Here is a 19,914-nt window from a genome sequence, read left to right on the forward strand (position 1 = left end):
CGCCCCCAAGGGATTAAGACGCTCCCGGGGGTGCCCCCACGGGGTTAAGATCAGGCATGGTCCCTGCCACCAACCTCTTGGCCTTTGCCCTTGCCGCCCTCGTGCTCATCGCCATCCCGGGGCCCAGCGTGCTGTTCGTGATCGGACGGACGCTGGCCCTGGGACGCAGGGGCGGGCTGTTGAGCGTCCTGGGAAACGCGGCCGGAGAGGTGGTGCAGATCGCCGCCGTGGCCCTGGGCGTCGGCGTGGTGCTGGCCCAATCCCTGCTGCTGTTCAGCGTGGTGAAATTCGCCGGCGCCGCCTATCTGGTCTACCTCGGGATCCAGGCGATCCGGCACCGCGGCGGCGGCGCGGCGACGGCGTCGTCCTCGAACCCGGCCTCGACCGCCCGCGTGCTCCGGGAGGGCTTCATCGTCGGCGCGACCAACCCCAAGTCGATTGTATTTTTCGTGGCCGTGCTTCCCCAGTTCGTGGACTACTCGGCCGGAGCGATTCCCGTGCAGCTCGCCGCCTTGGGTGCGGTCTTCCTGCTCATTGCCCTGGTCTCGGACAGCACGTGGTCCCTCGCGGCCGGGACGGCCCGGCACTGGTTTGCGCGCTCCCCCCGGCGGATCGCCGCTCTCAGCACCACCGGTGGCGTGATGATGATCGGGCTGGGCGGCACCCTGGCGCTCGTGGGCAACAAGAACTAGCGGATTCCTGTCGCCCAGCAGATGGAAGCGGGCGGCGGCGGGCATGTGCGTCCAAGCAGGGCCCACGCCGTCCGGGTTCCTTGGCCGAGCTTGCGAGGCCAGGGAGACGGCGGGGAGGAACGAGCGAGCACGCGGAACATGTCCGTCCCGCCCGCACGGCAGCCCGGCCCGGGCTACCGCGCCGACCAGCCGCCGTCCATCGTGTAGCTGGCACCGGTGACCATGCCGGCGTCGTCGGATGCCAGCCACGCCACCAGGGACGCCACTTCCTCGGGCTCCACGAGCCGCTTGACCGCTGATTCGGTCAGCATGATCTTGGCGAGCACCTCGGACTCCGGGATGCCGTGAACCTTGGCCTGGTCCGCGATCTGCGATTCAACCAGGGGCGTGCGGACGTAGCCGGGGTTGATGCAGTTGGAGGTGACCCCGTGCGCCCCGCCTTCGAGGGCCGTTACCTTGCTCAGGCCCTCGAGCCCGTGCTTGGCCGAGACGTAGGCGCTCTTGAACGGCGAAGCCCGGAGCCCGTGCACGGAGGACAGGTTGATGATGCGGCCGAAGTTGTTGGCGTACATGTGCGGCAACGCGGCCCGGATCAGCAGGAACGGGGCCTCCAGCATGAGGGTGATAATGCGGCGGAAGTCGGCCGGATCGAACTCCTCGATGGGGCTGATGCGCTGGATTCCGGCGTTGTTCACCAGGATGTCGCAGTCCAGGCTGAGCGTCTGGAGGGATTCCACGTCGAGCAGGTTGACGGCCCACGCGGTGCCGCCGACCTCGTCGGCGAGCGCGGCGGCTGCGGCCTCGTCCATATCCGCGATCACCACTTTGGCCCCGCGCGCAGCCAGGGCCCGGACGCTCGCCGCGCCGATCCCGCCGGCGCCGCCGGTGACCAGGGCCTTGCGTCCGTTCAGCGTGTTTTCCATAACTCAGCCTTCCGTGTCAAAAATTCGATGAGGCGGCCGGCTCCAGCGTGGCTGGAGCCGGCCCAAAACTCAAGCAGCTCAGCGGATGGCTGCTACGGGCAGGCCTTCGCGTTCGGCGTCGGCCCGGTCCACGTCCTCCAACGCGATGCCCTTGGTTTCCTTCAGGGTCAGCACTGCGACGGTGGTGATGGCGCAGGCGACCAGCAGGTAGATCGCGGTAGGCAGCCAGGAGCTGGTGTCCTTGAGCCACTGGGTGGCCAGGAGCGGCGCCAGCGAACCGGCGAAGATCGAGGTGACCTGCGAGCCAAGGGAGACCCCGGCGTAGCGCATCCTGGTCGGGAACAGCTCCGACATGAGGGCCGGCTGGCCGGCATACATGAAGGCGTGCAGGCACAGGCCGATCGTGACGGCCAGGACGATGATCACCGGGTTGCGGGTATCGAACATCGGGAAGGCGAAGAACGGCCAGGTGGCACCTGTGACGGCACCGATGAGGTAGACCGGCTTCCGGCCCCAGCTGTCCACGAGGCGCCCGACCTGCGGGATGACCAGGAAGTGGACGACGTGGGCGATCAGCAGGGCCAGCAGCAGCGAGGAGGTGTCGTACTTGTGCACGGACTTCAGGTAGACGATCGCGAAGCTGACCACGAGGTAGTACATGATGTTTTCCGCGAACCGGAGCCCCATGGCCTGCAGGATGCCCTTGGGGTATTTGCGGATGACTTCGCGGACGCCGTAGCTGGCGGACTGATCCTCTTCCAGCTGGGCCTTGGCCTCGAGGAAGATGGGCGATTCGGAGACGTGGGTGCGGATGTAGTAACCGACGAACACGATCACGGCGGAAAGCCAGAACGCCACCCGCCAGCCCCAGCTGAGGAAGTCGGCTGAGCTGAGCACGTTGGACATGATGAACAGGACCAGGGTGGCCAGCAGGTTGCCCACGGGAACGGCGGCCTGGGGCCAGCTGGACCAGAAGCCCCGGGACTTGTTGGGGCTGTGCTCGGCGACGAGCAGGACTGCGCCGCCCCATTCGCCGCCGAGGGCGAAGCCCTGGATGAAGCGCAAAAGGACCAGCAGCGCCGGCGCCAGGTAACCGAGGGTGGCGAAGCCCGGGAGGCAGCCCATCAGGAAGGTGGAGACACCGATGATGATGATGGTGAGCTGCAGGGTGGGCTTGCGGCCGAGCTTGTCGCCGATCTGGCCGAAGACAATGCCGCCCAGGGGGCGGGCCACGAAACCGACGGCGTAGGTCAGGAACGCCTGGATGATGCCGTCCAGCTCGTTGCCCGTGGCGGGGAAGAAGTACTTGCCGAACACCAGGGTGGCGGCGGTGGCGTAGAGGAAGAATTCGTACCACTCGACGACGGTTCCCACCATCGATGCGGCGACGATTTTCTTGAGCCCGGAACCCTTGGATGCGGGTGCTGCGGCGGTTGTTGCAGAGCGTTCGTTTACGCTCATCTGATTCTCCTTAGTGTCCACGGTGACACGCGCTGTGACGCACAGCACTGAAATGGCTTCATTGAGTATTGCCGCACATCCACGGCGATTCAATGGCCAAACCAGCACCCGCTATGTGCAGAATTGCAGATATGAACGCCAATCCCGATGACCTGCTGGTCCTGCTCGCGGTCTCCCGTTCGGCTAAATTCACGACGGCGGCACAAACGCTCGGACTGAACCACACCACCGTTTCCCGCCGGATCGCGGCGCTGGAGAAGGCGCTGGGTGGCCGCGTGCTCTCGCGCGCCTCGGGAGGCTGGGAGCTCACCGAACTCGGTGCCGAGGCCGTTCGGGTGGCCGAGCAGGTCGAGAGTGCCGTGCGCACCCTGGAGCAGCCCGGGCACACCCCCGACCCCATCACCGGCGTCGTACGGATGACCGCGACGGATGGATTCAGCGCCTACATCGCCGCCCCGGCCGTGGCCCGGCTCCGCCGCAACCATCCCGGCCTCAGCGTCGAGATCATCACCGTGACGCGCCGGGCGCTCCAGCAGCGGTCCGGCCTGGACATCGAGGTGGTGGTCGGCGAGCCGCAGGTGCACCGGGCAGAGGCCGCGCGGCTCGGCGAGTACATGCTGGGAATGTACGCCTCCCGCGGCTACCTCGCCGAGTACGGCACCCCGGCCACCGTGGAGGAGCTGACGGCCCACTCACTGGTCTACTTCGTCGATTCGATGCTGCAGGTGGACGATCTGGACGCCCCGCGGCGGCTGGTGCCCACCATGCGGGACGGGCTGAGCTCCACCAACGTCTTCGTCCACGTGGAGGCCACCCGGGCCGGCGCCGGGATTGGGTTCCTGCCCTGTTTCGCGGCCGACCTGCACCCGGACCTCGTCCGGCTCCTGCCGGAAGAATTCGCGGAGCTGCTGCCCTACTGGATGGTGCTCCGGCCCGATTCGATGCGCCGGCCGGCAGTGGCCGCGCTCGTGCAGGCGCTGCGGGAGCAGACCGCGGCGCACCGCGATGCCCTGCTGGGCCGGGGAGCAGCCCCATCGATTGCTCCGTAGCCGCCTCTATCGTGCCGCAAAAGGGCCGCTACGGAGCAGTCGGCGTCCCTGCGCGGGGCCCAGCCGGGGGCTCGGCGGGCGGCTGAGCGGGAACGGGCGGTTCCGCGGCCGGCTCAGCGAGCACGGGCGACTTCGGGTCATGCCGGACGGCGGCGCCGACCGCGAACGCCCGCACCTTTTCGTCGTTCCAGATGTGGGCCGGCACCGCACCGCCGAGCAGGCGCCGCGCGAGTCCGGGGTCGTCGTCGAACGGGACATCGCTGCCGGCCATGACCATGTTGCCGAAGCGCCGGCCCTTCAGCATGGCCGGATCCGCGATGATCACGGTGTAGGCAAATGCGTCGGCGATGGTCGCGGCGTCCTCGCGGGCATTCTTGAGGTCCGGGGCGTCGCCGGAGTTGACTACATATATCCCGCCGGGGGCCAGGACGCGCTTGGCGTGCTCGATGAATTCCCGGGTGGTCAGCGGCCGCGGGGTCAGCGAGCCGGCGAAGACGTCGCGGATGATCAGGTCCCGGGTCTGCGGGGTCAGGCTCTCGGTGACCTCGCGGGCCTCTCCCACGCGCAGGCGCAGCAACGGCGCCTTGGGCAGGTCGAACCAGCCCCGGACGTAGTCGGCGAGCTTGCCGTCCAGCTCCACCACCACCTGGCGGGCGTCCGGGTAGGCGGCGTGGAAATAGCGCGCCAGTGAGCATGCTCCCCCGCCAAGGTGCAGGGCGCGCAGCTTGGGCCCAGGCTCCCGCGGCCAGCGCGACTCCACCAGGGCTGCCATCCAGCGCATGTACTCGAAGTCGAGGAACAACGGGTCCGCGAGGTCAATGTGCGAGCTCATGACGCCGTTGATGCGCAGGAGCCAGCCGGTGGAATTGTCCTGGTCCGGGATCAGCTCGCAGTCGCCGGTATCGATGTAGTACACCCCGGCCAAAGGACCGGCCGGGCGGGACCCCTTGGGCACTTCCACCACACCCGGCCCGGCAGTTTGGGCGGCCCGCCCTTTGCCCCGCTTGGCCATCAGCTATCCCCCGCATTGTGCATGTTTCAACCCTAGTTCACCGGCGGCCCCGTACGCGGCCCCTGACGCGGCCCCGTACGCGGCCAGCCCGCGGGACCAAAGCCCCTACCCATTCCCGGGCCGCAGGGTTCTACTGGGGCTGCACATAGTGCCGGGCGAAGGGGTGCGTCCGACGAGCCGGGAGGAAAAATGTCGGCACCCACAGGGCAGCAGGGCGGCACCGTGGCGGTCGGCTACGGCGGGTCCGGGGCCGCCCAACTCGCCGTTCGCTGGGCGGCCGAATACGCGGCCGCGGCCGGGCTGGACCTCCTGGTGATCCACGCCTGGGTGTGGCCGGTTTTCACCAAGAACCTGGGCCCTGTCAAGGGCGTGGCCGGCAGCGGGCTGCGGCATTCCGCGGAAGCCGTCCTCGCCGAGGGCATCGAGCTGGCACGCCGCGCCGCCCGCGAAGCGGCCGCTGGCGCACCGCCGGGGGCCGAGCGCGCCGTCACCGGGCAACAGCCGGAACGTCCCGGCCCCGCCGTCGACGGCGTCATGGAGGCCGGGCTCCCGGCGCCCGTGCTGCGCGACGCCTCCCGGGACGCACGCCTGCTGGTAGTGGGCAGCCGGGGCCTCGGCGCCGTCCTGGGCCAGGTGGCCGGCTCGGTCTGCATCGATCTGGCCGGCTCGGCACCCTGCCCGGTGATGATAATCCGGCGCCCGCGCCGCCGGGCCCACCCCGTCGTGGTGGGAGTCGACGCCTCGCCCCGCAGCCCCGCCACGGTGGCCGAGGCCATCCGGTTGGCCAAAGTCCTCGGCGCCCCGCTGCACCTCGTCCACGTCGATCCATTGCGCGGCGGGGCACGGGAAGAGCACGGCCGCCATGCCCTGCTCCACGGCCAGGAGCTGCTCGAGCGCGCCATCGACGAGGCCCGCGGGATGGCGCCCGGGCTGGAGGTTGCCGGCGCCCTGCGTGAAGGCCATGCGGCCCGGGAGCTCCTCGACGCCGCGGACGACGCCGACGTGCTGGTGCTCGGGACCCACAACCCTGCGGCCGGAGCCGGCAACACGGTCTCCGCCGTGCTGCACAAGGCGCGCTGCAACGTGCTGGTCACCCGCTAGCCGCCGCCAGCGCAACCGATTCGGACCTGCAGACGCTGCAAAAAGGAGGCCGCGGTGCGAGCATGGCAAGTTGGACTTCCGGGCCCCATGTCCAGCGGCCCCCTCGTTGCCGCCGACCGCCCGGATCCTGTGCCGGGACGCGGCGAAGTCCTGCTGAAAGTGCGGGTCTGCGGTGTGTGCCGCACGGACTTGCACCTGGCCGAGGGCGACCTCACGCCGCGGCACGCCGGGGTCATCCCGGGCCATGAGGTAGTGGGTGAGGTGATCGGGCAGGGACCGGGGGCAGCCAGGTTCGGCATCGGCGAACGGGTGGGCGTGGCCTGGCTGGGCGGCACCTGTGGCGCCTGCCGGTTCTGCCTGCGCGGCCAGGAAAACCTCTGCCTGTCCCCCACGTTTACCGGCTGGGACCGCGACGGCGGGTACGCCGAACTCATCACCGCGGCGGAGAACTTCGCCTACCGGATCCCGGAGACGTTCAGCGACGAGGAGGCTGCGCCGCTCCTGTGTGCAGGCATCATCGGCTACCGGGCCCTGACCCGGGCCGAACTGCCGATCGGCGGACGGCTGGGCATCTATGGGTTCGGCGGCTCCGCGCATCTGGCGGCCCAAATCGCCCTCTACCGGGGTGCGCGCGTGTACGTCATGACCCGGTCCGCGCAGGCTCGCGCGCTGGCCCTGGACCTCGGCGCGACGTTCGCGGGCGGGGCCGAGGAACAACCGCCCGATCCCCTGGATGCCGCGATCCTCTTCGCCCCCGCGGGCGGGCTGGTGCCGGTTGCGCTCCGGGCCCTGGACCGCGGCGGGACGCTCGCCGTCGCGGGCATCCACCTGAGCGATATTCCGTCGCTGCACTACGCCGACGAGCTCTTCGAAGAGCGCCAGTTGCGCAGTGTCACAGCCAACACCAGGGCCGACGGCGAGGAGTTCTTCCGGATTGCCGCCGAGATCCCGCTCCGCCCGACCACTGTGGCATACCCGTTCGAGGCCGCGGACCGGGCCCTGCGGGACCTGGCGGAGGACCGGATCACCGGAGCAGCCGTGCTGCACATGGACGCGACATAGCCCGGAACCACCCCAAGCAAGTCACCGCACCGACGCCGGGGACACGCTTCGGCGCGTCAGCCGGGCGTCCCGGCGGAACTCGTGCTCCTGGCCCGCCCGGAGCAGCACCTTCTCGACGCCCACCCGCACCAGCACCGGAGCCGCGCGACAGTGGCGTTGGGCCCGGCTGCGCTCAGCCCAGGAGCGCATCGAGGGTGGTGAAGCCATAGCCGGCCTGGCGGATGCGGCTGATGACCTGGGGCAGGGCAGCGGCGTCCAGGGTGGTGCCGTCGTCGGGGTTGGAGCCGATGTGCATCAGGACAATTTCCCCCGGCTGCAGGCCCGACAGGACGCGGTCCGCCACGACCTGCGCCGTCACTCCGCCGCTGGTGCCTTTCCAGCCCAGGGTGTCGACGCTCCAGCGCACCGGAAGGTAGCCGAGGTTGTTGACGGTTGCGATGGTCCTGGCGTCGCGGTCGCCGAAGGGAAACCGGAAGAGCGGCCGCGGGTCAGCCCCGGCCGCCCGGATGGCCTCTTCGGCCGACCGGACCTGGTCCCTGATGCCGACGTCGGGCAGCCCGGTGAATGCCGGATGCGTCATGGAATGGTTGCCCACCCGGTGCCCGCCGGCGACGATCGCCGCCACGCCTCCGGGGTTCGCGGCGGCCCAGCTGCCGGTAAGAAAGAACGTGGCCCGCACGTCCGCGGCGGCGAGACTCTGCAGGATGCTCGGCAGTCCGGCAGCGTTGGCGCCGGCGTCGAAGGTCAGGGCCACTACGGTTCCGGCGCCCGGGATGCTCTCGACGTCGTGGCCGGCGAGCGCGTCGGGGAACCGCGCCGCGGGGGGCACGGGAGCGGGAGCCGTCGGTGCCCGGGTCGGCGGGGGGACGGGAACCGGCTCGGCCGGAACTGGTCCGCTGGTATTTGGGGCCGGCGATGCCGAGGTGGGTTCAGGGGACGGGGAGGCAGGGGGCGCGGTCCCGGAGGCACTTGCGCTGACGGGTCCGGATACCGGTGCGGTGACGGGCGCAGATGGGGGCGGTGACGCAGTCGGCGCCCCCTGAAGCAGCACGACCGCGGCACCGACGGCCAGAAACAGCGCAACCACCACGGCCGCGATCACCAACAGCCGGCGGCGGCCCGCGATCATGGACCCCATGCTTCACCTTGGCATCACGCGCTACGGCAGGCTAGACGATATGAGGTAGCCGGGTTTTGGGGCTGGAACCTCCTTTTCAAAGCGGGACGTGGGTTGCCTGCCAGACTTGGCGGACAGGTAGAGCCACATTTGAAATTGGAGGTTCCAGCTATGTTCGAGCGTACAAGCGTCGGCCTGGATGTCCATGCCCGTTCTGTTGCCGGATGCGCTCTGGACGCGCAGACCGGCGAGATCATTCCGCACCGGTTGACTCCGGRTTATGCTGAGATTCTTGCCTGGATCGTGTCTCTTCCGGCCCCGGTGCGGGTCGTCTACGAGGCCGGCCCGACGGGTTTCGGGCTGGCCCGGTTTCTGCTGGCCGCCGGGATCGACACGCTCGTCGCGGCCCCGTCGAAACTCCAGCGTCCGTCCGGTGACCGGGTTAAGACGGACGCGAAGGATGCGCTGCATCTGGCCCGGCTGCTGAAACTGGGCGAGATCACCGCGGTYAGGGTCCCCGCTGCGGATCAGGAGGCGGCCCGGGACCTGGTCCGGGCCCGGGAAGATGCCCGCGGGGATCTGATGCGTTCCCGGCACCGGATCTCCAAGCTCCTGTTGCGTCAGGGCATCGTGTATTCCGGAGGGAGGGCTTGGACCGGCACCCACGAACTCTGGCTGGCCCAACAACGCTTCGATGCCCCGGCCCTGCAACTGACCTACGCATCCTCTCTGGAGGCAATGCACGAGATCCTGGACCGGCGCGACCGCCTCGACGAGGCCATCACAACAATGGCCTACCGGAGCGAATACACGCCCGTCGTCCGGTCGCTGGAGTGCCTGCGCGGGATCTCGACCCTGACCGCGTTCGGTCTCGCCTTGGAAATAGGCGACTGGAACCGGTTCACCGGCTCCACGATCGGCGCATATCTGGGCCTGGTCCCGACCGAGCATTCCTCCGGGGCATCCCGGTCCCAAGGCTCGATCACGAAAACCGGCAACACCCACGCGCGCCGGCTCCTCGTCGAGGCGGCCTGGCACCACCGCAGACCATACGACCATYCATCCCACCTGATGCGGTCCCGATGGGAAATGGCCAGCCCGGATGCCAGGGCCCGGGGTCATGCCGGCAACCGGCGCCTCCACAACCGCTGGATCAGTTATCTCGAACGCCGCAAACGACCCGTCATCGCGAACGTCGCCATCGCCCGGGAGCTGGCCGGCTGGTGCTGGTCTCTGGCCACCGGCAGCGACCAGACCCCGGCGCGTAACTGACTTCCGCTGCCCTCGACCGGACCCCGGAAAACCGCCGGGACGCAACTGGCGAGTGGTTCCCTGCAGCGCGTGGAGTAAACCCGCGATCGCCCTATGGGCAGCCCGCAACGGGGCCACGCCCGACATCGCTAGACCAGCGGTAACCTCCAGCCGAACACCTCGTCCTGCGGTAACCAACCCGCGCATATCAGTCTGACCGCGCCGTCGCCAACGACACGCTGACCACACACCAAACGCCTCCCGGCCACCCAAAAGGAAGCGGTCCCGGACAACCCAGCCCGGGACCGCTTCGCCACGCCCTTGACAGACGCCAACTACATATCAGGGCTCAAAGGCCCCGCCCGTGCCGCAGCCTAGGAGGCCGCCGGAATCAGGCCGTCCGCACGGTACCGGTCGAACAGCTGCAGGAATGCGTCTTCCGTGCGGCGGTACCCGGTGAAACCGGCGAGCCGGCTCTTGCTCATGTCCGTGACCACCTCGAGGTTCCGGCCCAGGTCGCCGTCCGTGTGCCACCAGGAGGCGACCTGCGCGAGGTCGGCTTCGGCCAGTCCATGGCGGGCGGCGATGCCCGACCACACGCCTTCCATGCCGCTCATTTGCTGCTCCAACGGCCGCGGTTCGTTGCTGTAACCCACCGGCTCGACCGCGAAGTAGTCGGCCAGCGCAGGCCACATGCGCCGCCAGCGGAAGACATCGCCGTTGACGATGTTGTAGGCCTGGTCGCCAACGTTGTCCGCTGTGGCCGCCCAGATCATGTGGTCCGCCAGCAGTCCGCTGTCGGTCATGTCCGTGAGGCTGTTCCACTGCGTCTCGGAGCCCGGGAAGATGAACGGCTGGCCCAGTTCCTTACAGATGGATGCCTGAACGGCAAGGGTTAGCCCCATGTTCATGGCGTTCCCGACCGCATGCCCGATCACCGTATGCGCCCGGTGCACGGACCAGCCAAAGCCCTGCTTCGCGGCAGCAGCCCACAACTCGTCTTCCTGGGCGTAGTAGAAGTTCGGCGTCGGCAGCCTCGGCTCGCTCTCCCGAAAGGGGGTGTCCGGCATTTCCCCGGCCGCATACGCCTCAAACGGGCCCAGATAGTGCTTCAGCCCGGTCATGAGGGCGACGTGCTTCACAGGCTTGCCGTTGAGGCTGGCGAGGACGTTCCGCAGCATGCCCGCGTTTGTGTCGATGTTCTCTTGTTCGGTCTTCCGCCTGGACCAGGCTGTGTAGAACACATGGGTGGGTGAAACATCTGCCAGGGCCTCGCGCAGGTTCTCCACGGATGTCAGATCCGCGCTCACATGGCGCACGTCACGGCGGCGGAGGGGATTGCGGGAGAGCCCCACCACGTCCCAGCCCTTCTCGGCGAGCCTGTCCACCAGGGCGGCTCCGGCAATTCCGCTTGCCCCCACCACCAGGGCGGTCCGGGTGTCGACGGTCTCTGAACTGCTTCGCACGTCATTCCTCCTGGTATCGCTTGTGCTGCGCCGCGCCCATCGCCTGTGTCGGGTCCCTGCGCGCCGGCCCGCTTGATCGAAACGGCTGCTCGTCCAGCCTCTCATGCCGGGGTCCGGCGACGGTCCGGGAGGCCGTCCCGGCAAGCCGGTCGCGGCCGCGCAGTAGGATTCAGGGAGACGCCAAAACTGATACGAAGCTAAGGCGGAACATCCGTGAAATTCGTACTCCGGTATCCGCTCGTGGCCGGGACCCTCGTCGTCCTGCTGGCGGTGCTGGTCTTGCTGTTCTCCGGGCAGGAAGGCATAGCCCGGGCCGCTGCGAGCGTCTATGCCCTGGCCGTGGCGGCCTACCTTGCCGTCGGGATGGCGCGCCGGCTCGCAGGCGGGCAGTTCGGCATCGACATCCTGGCCGTCACCGCAATCGTCAGCACCGTGCTGGTGGGCGAGTACGTCGCCTCGATGATCGTCGTACTCATGCTCGCGGGCGGCACTGCCCTTGAGGACTACGCCGCCGGCCGGGCCAAGGGCGAACTCACCGCGTTGCTCGAACGCGTCCCGCAGACGGCCCACCGGGAGCGCAACGGCTCCGCCGCCGGAACCCACACAGCCGGAACCCACACAGCCGGACCCCCCGCCGCCGGAACCCCAACGGAGAGCCAACACGAGGACGTGGCGGCCGCCGACGTCGAGATCGGGGACATCCTGCTGGTCAGGCCCGGCGAGGTGGTCCCGCTGGACGGCGTCCTGCTCTCCGAGTCCGGCTCTTTCGATGAGTCCTCACTCACCGGGGAGAGCCTGCCGGTGGAGCGGTACGTCGGGGACGGCCTCATGAGCGGTTCGCTGAACGGTGAGGCCGCGGTCCGGATGCGGGTCACGGCGCGCATGGAGGATTCGCAGTACAGCCGGATCGTCGCCCTCGTGCAGGAGGCAGCGGACAGCAAGGCGCCCATGGTCCGGCTCGCTGACCGCTATGCCGTGCCGTTCACGGCCCTCGCGTACGTGCTCGGCGCCGTGGGCTGGATCATCAGCGGCAGCCCGGAACGTTTCGCGGAGGTCCTCGTGGTGGCCACGCCGTGCCCCCTGCTGATCGCCGCGCCGGTGGCGTTCCTCGGCGGCATGAGCCGCGCCGCGCACTCCGGCGTCATCGTCAAGTACGCCGGGGTGCTGGAACAGCTGAGCCGGATCAAGACGGCCGCCTTCGACAAGACAGGGACCCTCACGTACGGCCGCCCGTCCCTGCTGCGTATCCGGACCGCCGGGCCCCTCGCAGAGGACGAGGTCCTGCAGTTGGCGGCGTCCGCGGAACAGTATTCCTCGCATGTCCTGGCCGCCTCAGTGGTGGAGGCCGCGCGGAACCGGGCCCTGCCCTTCGCGGCCGCCACCGAAGCCACCGAATTCGCCACCCACGGGGTCCGCGCCAGGTTCGATGGCCAGGACGTGGTGGTGGGCAAGCCAGCGTTCGTCGCAGAGTGGGCGTCCGGCGTGGTGGAGGCTGGGCTGGCCAGCGGCGAGCTCGCCATCTACGTCGGTGCCGGCGGAAAATTCGTGGGCGCCCTGGTGATGAGCGATCCCATCCGCAAAGAGACCCGCCGCACCCTCGCMGACCTCAAGGCCCTGGGCGTACGCCGAACGGTCATGCTGACCGGTGACGCGCTCGCCACGGCCCGGCACATCGCGGACGAGGCAGGGCTCACCGACGTCCGCGCCGAGTGCCTGCCGCGGGACAAGGTCGAGGCCGTCAGGTCGCTGCCGGACCGTCCGGTCATGATGGTCGGCGACGGCGTCAACGATGCCCCCGYCCTGGCGGYCGCCGACGTCGGAATCGCCATGGGCGCCCGCGGTTCGACGGCGGCCGGCGAGTCGGCCGACGTCGTGATCATCCTCGATGACCTCTCCAAGGTGGGGACCGCCGTCCGGATCGGGCAACGCACCGTGCAGGTGGCCCTGCAGAGCATCTGGATCGGCATCGGCCTGAGCGTGGCCCTCATGCTGGCCGCCGCCGCGGGCTACGTGCCGGCCATCGCCGGCGCCCTGTCCCAGGAACTGGTGGACCTCGCCACGATCCTCAATGCCCTGCGTTCACTCGGCCCCGGCCGCCGCGGCGCAGCCAGCCCGGTGCGGTCCCGGGAAAGCGAGCGGCAGGCCCCGCTACCGGGATGACTATTGTCTGGCTGACTCTGTCTCTGCCGCCGCGACGGCTGACTCAGTCTCCGCTTCCGCGATCCGCGGCACGGTCTTGAGGTAGCTGTCCGGGTTCAGGGAGATCGAGTCGATCCCTTCGCGCACCAGGAACGCGGCGAACTCCGGGTGGTTGCTCGGTCCCTGCCCGCAAATGCCGATCTTGATGCCGGCGGCGTGGGCCTTGCGGATGGCCTCGCTGATCATCGCCATCACGGCCTCGTCCCGCTCATCGAAGAGCGCCGCGAGCTGGCCGGAGTCACGGTCCACGCCCAGGACCAGCTGGGTGAGGTCGTTGGAGCCGATCGAGAACCCGTCGAACCGCGTGGCGAACTTCTCGGCCAGGACCACGTTGGACGGGATTTCGCACATCATGTAGACCTGCAGCCCGTTGCTGCCGCGGACCAAACCATGCTCGGCCATCACGGCCAGGACCTTGTCCGCCTCCTGCGGCGTGCGGCAAAACGGCACCATGACAATCACGTTGGTGAACCCGAGCTTCTCGCGGACACGTTTGAGCGCGGCGCATTCGAGCGCGAACCCCTCGCGGTAACGGGGGTCGTAGTAGCGCGAGGCGCCGCGGAACCCGAGCATGGGATTCTCTTCCGGTTCCTCGAAGGCGCCACCGCCGAGCAGGTGGGCGTATTCGTTGGTCTTGAAGTCGCTGAGCCGGACAATCACGGGGCGCGGATAATACGGCGCGGCGATCTTGGCGATCCCCAGCGACAGGGCGTCCACGAAGTACTCGGCCGGGTCCGCATAGGCCTGCGCCAGCTCCCGGATCTGGTGCGCCTCGGCCGGATCCGTGACCCGTTCCGGGTGGACAAGCGCCATGGGATGGACGCGGATCAGGCTGCTGATGATGAATTCCATCCGGGCAAGCCCGACGCCGTCCGCCGGCAGCCGCCACCACTGGAAGGCCGCGGCTGGGCTGGCGATGTTGACCATGACGGCCGTGCGCGTCGCAGGCAGCGCGCCGAGGTCCACCTCTTCGGTTTCGAACGCCAGGGTGCCGTCGTAGACCCGGCCCAGATCACCTTCGGCGCAGGAGATCGTCACGGGCCGGCCCTCGGCCAGGACGGCCGTGGCGTTGCCGCTTCCGACGACGGCGGGGACACCCAGCTCGCGGCTGACGATCGCCGCGTGGCTCGTGGGGCCGCCGTGGTCCGTGACGATGCCGGCTGCCCGTTTCATGATGGGCACCCAGTCCGGGTCGGTCATTTCGGTCACGAGGATGGCGCCGTCGCGGAACCCCGCGATGTCCGCCGCGGTCCGGATGACGCAGGCCGTGCCGTGCGCAATCGAGTCGCCGATGGCCGATCCGGTGGCGAGCACGGGCCCCCGTTCCAGCAGGTGGTGGATGGTGAACTGCGGCCCGGTCCGGCGTGACTGGACCGTCTCGGGCCGGGCCTGGACCATGAAGAGTTCCCCGGTCTCGCCGTCCCGGGCCCATTCCATGTCCATGGGCCGGCCGTAGTGGTTTTCGACCGTGACGGCCCAGCGGGCGAGGGCGAGGATCTCGGCGTCGCCCAGCACGAAGGCCCGGCGCTCGGCCTCCGAGGTGTCCACCATCCGGGTGCGGGCGCTCCCGCCGCGGCTGTAGACCATTTTCCGGGCCTTGGAGCCGAGGGATTTCTCGATGATCGGGGTGATGCCCTCCGCGGCCGCGGACTCTGTCAGGAGCGGCTTGAAGACCAGGTACTTGTCCGGATTGATGGTGCCCTGGACGACGGTTTCGCCAAGGCCCCAGGCCGCGCTGATGACGGCGGCGCGGGGAAAGCCCGAGTCGGTATCGATGGAGAACATCACCCCGGAGGCGCCGACGTCGGAGCGCACCATCCGCTGGACGCCGATCGAGAGGGCGATGTCCATGTGGTCGAAGCCCTTGACCTCGCGGTAGCTGATGGCCCGGTCCGTGAAGAGTGAGGCGTAACAGCGGCGGCAGGCGTCCAGCAGTTCCCGCTCACCCGCGATGTTCAGGAAGGTCTCCTGCTGCCCGGCGAAGCTCGCGTCCGGGAGATCCTCCGCCGTCGCGCTGCTGCGCACGGCCACGGCGAGCCGGTCCATGCCGGCCCGGTCCCCCAGGGTCCGGTAGTGGGCGCGGATGGCGTCGGCGATGTCGCCGGGGAACTCGCTGGCCAGGAACAGGTCCCGGATGGCCTCGCCGGTGGCGCGCAGTGTGGCGTCCCCGGCCCGGTAGGCGGCAATGCGCGATCGCATGGCGGCGTCGATCCCGTTGGCCGCGACGAACGAGCGGTAGGCGGCGGCTGTGGTGGCGAACCCGTCGGGGACCCGTATCCCCTCGCTTTGGAGGGTCCGGATGAGCTCGCCGAGCGAGGCGTTCTTCCCGCCGACCCGTGGGACGTCGGCCATGCCGATCTCGTCAAACCACATCACGGGCGATTCAGCCATGTCAGCACTCCTGTGGATTGTCGGTGGACCCATACTGCGCGGGGCCGGTGTCCCGGGGTCAGGGGCTTTGGACCCGCGCGCCCCCTCCGGCTACTGTGCCGCCTGCCCCGGGCCGCCGCCGTCGAAATCGCCGGACAGCTGCGGGATCGCCGGAACTTTCCGGCGGGGTCGCACGGATCCGGCAAACTCGGGGGTGCCGGGTCGCGCGCATCCGGCGAACTCGCGGCTAGGGGGCGGCGTCACGTGCGTTAGTCTTCGGCGGCGCTGATCCCGAACTCGCTCTTGAGCCGCACGCGGGCGCCGCGCTCAACCAGTGTGGGTATGTAGGTCCGGATCCGGCCTGCGTTCAGGGCATCGAATTCCTCGCCGACGATCCCGGCGATGTGCATCCGCGGCACGTGCGGAAACCTGGCAGCCAGACGCTCGACAACCTGATCAATGCTGGGTTCTTTCGCATCGTCCGTCACTTCTTCAGTGTGGAGCGGCCAGGTCCCGGCGTCAATGAATCTTCAGCTGGCAGGCGGCAGCAGGTGGCCCAGGCTCCGCAGGTAGGTGGCAAAGCCGTGGGGCGCCCGGGCATGGGTCCGGCCGGAGGTCATGACCCTGATGCTGTCCGTTGCGGTGACCGTGAAGGCGCGGCTGCGGAGGCTGTGCACCAGGGTCCGGTCTTCTTCGGACGTGACCCTGGCGAACCCTCCGGCGGCAAGATAGGCGGAAGCCCGGACCCCGAAATTCGCGCCATAGATATGCGGGTGGTCCTCGCGGAAGGGGTGGCGTTCGTGCCAGCACCGGAGCAGTTCAGGGTCCATCCCGGCGGGGTCCGGTTCCACGGAACCCAGCACGGCGTCGGCCCCGGCCTCGGCGAACTCCAGCTGGCGCACCAGCCAGTTCTCCGGCACCCGGGAATCGGCGTCGGTGTTGGCCAGCCAGGTCCGGCCGGCCCAGGGCGGCGGCGTCCAGCGCTGGCCGGGCGGCCGCCGCCGGGTCACGCCGATGCCGGAGGCCCGGACGCCAGCGGCCCGGCTGGCGCCGGCGCTGCGGTAGCTGACCTCCAGTGCGCTGAAACGCGGGTCCGAGGCTGCGAAGCCGGCCATGACGGCGGCGGAGCCGTCCGTGCAGCTGTCCAGTACCACCGTCACCCGGGTGTCGACGTCGGACCGGACCCTGCGGAGGGCGTCCGCGGACCGCTGGACGGCCTCCAACGCCAGTTCCAGGTGGTCTTCCTCGTTGTTTGCGGGCATGACGACGGCGACCCGGTCGATGCGGTGCCCGCGCGGCAATGGCAACGCCGTCATCGGGGTCACCGCATCCGTTCCGGGCCGCCCAGGCCCGGCGCGGCACCCGGTACAGCGTCCGGGGCAAGAAACACCTCGAGCACAAAGTCGCGCTCCTGGTAGCTCCCGCCGCCCGCCCAGCCCAGGTGCCGCCGGGCCGCGGCGTGGACCGCGTCGCCGTCGAGTTCCCAGCCGGAAATGGGGTGCCGCCAGTGGCACAGCGCGAGGGTCCCGCCGGGCATGATCGAGCCTTGAATCCGGTCGAACAGTCCGGCGAGCTCTGCCGGTGAGAGGTAGTAGCCCACCTCTGAAACCACGATCAGGTCGAACGATCCGTCCGGCCACTCGTTTGGGACGGTCAGGTGTCGCGTCGTCGCCGCGGGCAGGTGCACGAGCCGCCTGGCGGCACGGTCCAGCGCGGTGCCGCTGGCATCGACGGCGAGGAAGCTTCCGCACCGCGGCGCGAGTTCCACGCTCAGGGTCCCGATGGAGCAGCCGATCTCCAACCCGGACGTGTAGCTGCTGCCGGGCAGCGCGGCGAGCGTGAGGGTGCGTTTGCGCTGCTCGTACCAGCTCGAGGTGTACTGCCAGGGGTCCTCCTCCCGGGCGTGGACCGCATCGAACACGCGCTCCGCGTCGCCCGCGACGAAGGGCCGCCGGGACCCGCCATCGCCCGGGCCATCGTCCGGGCCGTCCGCAGGGCCGCCGCCCGGGCCATCGTCCGGGCCGTCCGCAGGGCCGCCGCCCGGGCCGTCGGCCGGGGCGACCGCAGGGTGCCAGGCAAACGTCTCCCAGGCCCGCTCAAAGTGTGCCAGGAAGGCCGGTGGCAGGAGCACCTCGTCGCCCGGCAGCCCGGAGAGCGGGCGGACCTGGGACACATGTGCCGCCATCGCGGCGGCCTTGGCCTCAAGCTCTGCCGGGCGCAGCGGCAGCCGGAACCAGCCGCGCCATGCGCCGCCGGCCGGGTCGCCGGGTCCGGTCAGGCCGGCCGGGTCGCCGCCGGCGTCCGGCGCGCCTGGTGCCGCCCACAGCCAGTACCAGATGGGGTACTCGAGGAGGGCGTGGCCCGCCGCGGCGCTGAGCCCGGCGGCAACGGATCCGAGGACGTCGTGGTCGGTGTGGCCATCGGAGCGGTAGGGCGCCACGAGGACCACCTCGTCGGCGGCGCGACCGCATACGGCCGCCGCCTCCCGGACCGCGTCCCGGACGGCGGCCCGGATCTCTTCCCGGTGCCCGGCGAGGTGACCGTCGGGCAGGCCCAGGCACTGCCACGCCACGTCCCCGGCCCCGTTCCCGACCCCGGAAAGGCGTTTCAGGGCATCGCCGAACTCCTGCAGCCGTACCGCCGCGAGTTGTTCCGGCGTCGTCGTTGGCGAGCCGGGGTGGGATCCTTCCCCCGCCGTGCACAGCAGCACGCGGACCGTGGCGCCGACGGCGTGCAGCCGGGCCAGCAGCCCGCCGGCCCCGAGCGATTCGTCGTCCGGGTGCGCGGCCAGGACAACGAAGGCCCGGCCGGCGAGCGCCCCGTCATCCAGCGGCAGGTCCGGCAGCCCGGCGGCACGGCTGCCGGCCCAGGCGGCCTCGGTGGTCCCGGCGTCGTTGTGGGTGAAGGTCACCATGGGTTGCTTTCGGCCAGTGCCAGGGCGCCCAGCTGCGCGTCGTCGCGCATCGCGTGGTGCTGGCGGATGTACAGGGCGAGATCGGCCATCCGTTTTCCGTAGCGCTCGTCAAAGGCGAGCGGGGCCGGACCGAGATTTTGGCTCACGAGCGTCTGGACGCGTTCGACGGCGGCGGCCACGCTGCCGCGCACGCGCAGAGCTTCCTGCCACGCACCGCGGTCCGAGAGTTCGCCGGCGTCGATCCTCGCGGCCGTGCCGGCCAGGTAGGCGGTCAGGGCGGCCAGCGTTCGGTCAATCTCGCCGAGGTGGGCCAGTGCAATCTGGTCCGGTTCCCGTCCGCCGTCGGCGGCGTGCCGCAGGGAGTCGGCGAAGCTGCGCGCCACGGCGACGGCGCCGCCGAGCCAGCAGGCGGCCACGCCCATGCCGCCCCATGCGAAACCCGGGCGCTGGTAGTACCAGCCGGCGCCGCCGAGGGGCACGGCGGAAACGGCCTCGAAGTGGACTGTGCCGCTGGGAATCTCGCGCAGCCCCCGGCTGGTCCACTCCGGATTCGCGAAGCCCACCCCGTTCGCGTGGAGGTCGACGGCGAAGGCGGCCCGGCCTCCGGCCTCCAGATGGGCCGTCAGCACGGCATGGTCCAGCTGGGCGGCGAGCGAGCACCAGGGCTTGGATCCCTGCAGGATCCAGCCGTCTGCGGCTTCCTTGGCTTCAAGCCGCAGGCCGGGCGCCTCGGCGGCGAACACACCCCAGGTCCCGTCGAAGTCGGCACCGTCGGGATCCGGGCAGTCCCGGCCGTGCCGTGCCGCCTCGTCGCCGGCCTGGGCCAGGATCGCCACGGCATCCAGGTGTGGTTCCAGCACCCGTCCGGCGGCGACATCGACGGCGGTCACGGAGGCCAGAATCTCCCACAGGAACGCGGTCCGGCCGTCCCCTGGTTTGGGCGCCGCCGCCGCGGCCGCCTTGGCCAGCTCCAGCAGCGCCGGCACATCGCCGACGGCGTCCTGCGCCTCGGACAGCAGGGGGCTGATCGTCACCAGGTCTGCGGCCGCGGAGCTGATCCGGACAGGTAGGGGGTGGTGCGAGATGGGGATCCCGTTCATTTCGGCTGCCTGTGTTCCTTCGGGCTGGGCGGATCGGGCTGGGCGGATCGGGCTGGGCGGATCGGGCTGGGCGGATCGGGCTGGGCGGATCGGGCTGGGCGGATCGGGCTGGGCCCGGCCACGTGGCTGAAGTCCTGCGCGTCCGCGGCCGCGCCGCCATCGCTGGCGCCGTCGACAAGTAATCTAAGCATACTTAG

Annotated in this window: 17 protein-coding genes; 6 read left to right on the forward strand and 11 right to left on the reverse strand. The window is 70.0% G+C overall.

Translation table 11 applies throughout. From position 1 onward, the window contains the following. Window positions 1-56: 56 nt before the first annotated feature. A complete protein-coding gene (locus tag AC1D1W_RS00270; RefSeq protein ID WP_476942652.1) occupies window positions 57-692 on the forward strand; it encodes a LysE family translocator in 636 nt (211 codons plus the stop codon). Window positions 693-865: 173 nt separating this feature from the next. Here the strand turns inward: AC1D1W_RS00270 and AC1D1W_RS00275 are convergent, their stop codons facing one another. Together AC1D1W_RS00275 and AC1D1W_RS00280 are read right to left on the reverse strand one after the other, a co-directional pair. Beyond that, a complete protein-coding gene (locus AC1D1W_RS00275; RefSeq protein WP_028277131.1) occupies window positions 866-1,615 on the reverse strand; it encodes a 3-hydroxybutyrate dehydrogenase in 750 nt (249 codons plus the stop codon). A 78-nt stretch (window positions 1,616-1,693) separates the two neighbouring features. Beyond that, window positions 1,694-3,076, reverse strand: a complete 1,383-nt coding sequence (locus tag AC1D1W_RS00280) for an MFS transporter (RefSeq protein WP_476942653.1) — start codon at window positions 3,074-3,076, stop codon at window positions 1,694-1,696. 131 nt (window positions 3,077-3,207) lie between these two features. On the opposite strand from AC1D1W_RS00280, the gene AC1D1W_RS00285 reads away from it, so the two are divergent. After that, window positions 3,208-4,125, forward strand: coding sequence for a LysR family transcriptional regulator (locus AC1D1W_RS00285; RefSeq protein ID WP_476942654.1), 918 nt, complete (start codon window positions 3,208-3,210; stop codon window positions 4,123-4,125). 28 nt (window positions 4,126-4,153) lie between these two features. On the opposite strand, the gene AC1D1W_RS00290 is transcribed toward AC1D1W_RS00285, so the two are convergent. Then, complete coding sequence (locus AC1D1W_RS00290; RefSeq protein ID WP_476942655.1) at window positions 4,154-5,137, reverse strand: spermidine synthase; 984 nt, start codon at window positions 5,135-5,137, stop codon at window positions 4,154-4,156. A 189-nt stretch (window positions 5,138-5,326) separates the two neighbouring features. On the opposite strand from AC1D1W_RS00290, the gene AC1D1W_RS00295 reads away from it, so the two are divergent. Continuing rightward, a complete protein-coding gene (locus tag AC1D1W_RS00295) occupies window positions 5,327-6,238 on the forward strand; it encodes a universal stress protein (RefSeq protein ID WP_476942656.1) in 912 nt (303 codons plus the stop codon). Between the two features lie 54 nt (window positions 6,239-6,292). Next, window positions 6,293-7,300 carry a zinc-dependent alcohol dehydrogenase family protein gene (locus AC1D1W_RS00300; protein WP_308197248.1) on the forward strand — a complete coding sequence of 336 codons (1,008 nt, stop codon included), beginning with the start codon at window positions 6,293-6,295 and terminating at the stop codon, window positions 7,298-7,300. A gap of 172 nt (window positions 7,301-7,472) precedes the next feature. Here the strand turns inward: AC1D1W_RS00300 and AC1D1W_RS00305 are convergent, their stop codons facing one another. Further along, window positions 7,473-8,438, reverse strand: coding sequence for a polysaccharide deacetylase family protein (locus tag AC1D1W_RS00305; protein WP_476942657.1), 966 nt, complete (start codon window positions 8,436-8,438; stop codon window positions 7,473-7,475). Between the two features lie 150 nt (window positions 8,439-8,588). On the opposite strand from AC1D1W_RS00305, the gene AC1D1W_RS00310 reads away from it, so the two are divergent. Further along, complete coding sequence (locus AC1D1W_RS00310; protein WP_476942658.1) at window positions 8,589-9,689, forward strand: IS110 family RNA-guided transposase; 1,101 nt, start codon at window positions 8,589-8,591, stop codon at window positions 9,687-9,689. 353 nt (window positions 9,690-10,042) lie between these two features. On the opposite strand, the gene AC1D1W_RS00315 is transcribed toward AC1D1W_RS00310, so the two are convergent. Further along, window positions 10,043-11,134 carry an SDR family oxidoreductase gene (locus AC1D1W_RS00315; RefSeq protein WP_476942659.1) on the reverse strand — a complete coding sequence of 364 codons (1,092 nt, stop codon included), beginning with the start codon at window positions 11,132-11,134 and terminating at the stop codon, window positions 10,043-10,045. 213 nt (window positions 11,135-11,347) lie between these two features. Between AC1D1W_RS00315 and AC1D1W_RS00320 the strand changes: the two genes are divergently transcribed. Next, window positions 11,348-13,294, forward strand: coding sequence for a heavy metal translocating P-type ATPase (locus AC1D1W_RS00320; protein WP_476942660.1), 1,947 nt, complete (start codon window positions 11,348-11,350; stop codon window positions 13,292-13,294). Here the strand turns inward: AC1D1W_RS00320 and ppsA are convergent, their stop codons facing one another. From ppsA to AC1D1W_RS00350, 6 genes are all read right to left on the reverse strand, one after another. Further along, window positions 13,295-15,724 (reverse strand): phosphoenolpyruvate synthase, encoded by a 2,430-nt coding sequence (ppsA, locus tag AC1D1W_RS00325; protein WP_476942661.1) that lies wholly within the window; start codon window positions 15,722-15,724, stop codon window positions 13,295-13,297. 90 nt (window positions 15,725-15,814) lie between these two features. After that, window positions 15,815-15,967: a hypothetical protein gene (locus AC1D1W_RS00330; RefSeq protein ID WP_476942662.1), complete on the reverse strand. Its 153-nt coding sequence runs from the start codon at window positions 15,965-15,967 to the stop codon at window positions 15,815-15,817. Between the two features lie 5 nt (window positions 15,968-15,972). Beyond that, entirely contained in the window at window positions 15,973-16,191 is a 219-nt protein-coding gene (locus AC1D1W_RS00335) for a three-helix bundle dimerization domain-containing protein (RefSeq protein WP_028277122.1), read from the reverse strand. Between the two features lie 42 nt (window positions 16,192-16,233). After that, entirely contained in the window at window positions 16,234-17,019 is a 786-nt protein-coding gene (locus AC1D1W_RS00340) for a glycosyltransferase family 2 protein (protein ID WP_243181332.1), read from the reverse strand. Window positions 17,020-17,024: 5 nt separating this feature from the next. Continuing rightward, on the reverse strand, window positions 17,025-18,617 hold the full coding sequence (locus tag AC1D1W_RS00345) for a PIG-L family deacetylase (protein WP_476942663.1): 1,593 nt from the start codon (window positions 18,615-18,617) through the stop codon (window positions 17,025-17,027). Then, on the reverse strand, window positions 18,611-19,717 hold the full coding sequence (locus AC1D1W_RS00350; protein ID WP_476942664.1) for an acyl-CoA dehydrogenase family protein: 1,107 nt from the start codon (window positions 19,715-19,717) through the stop codon (window positions 18,611-18,613). Before AC1D1W_RS00350 ends, AC1D1W_RS00345 begins: the two co-directional genes overlap by 7 nt. Window positions 19,718-19,914 lie beyond the last annotated feature (197 nt).

The sequence above is a fragment of the Arthrobacter sp. P1_B4 genome (assembly GCF_056406555.1).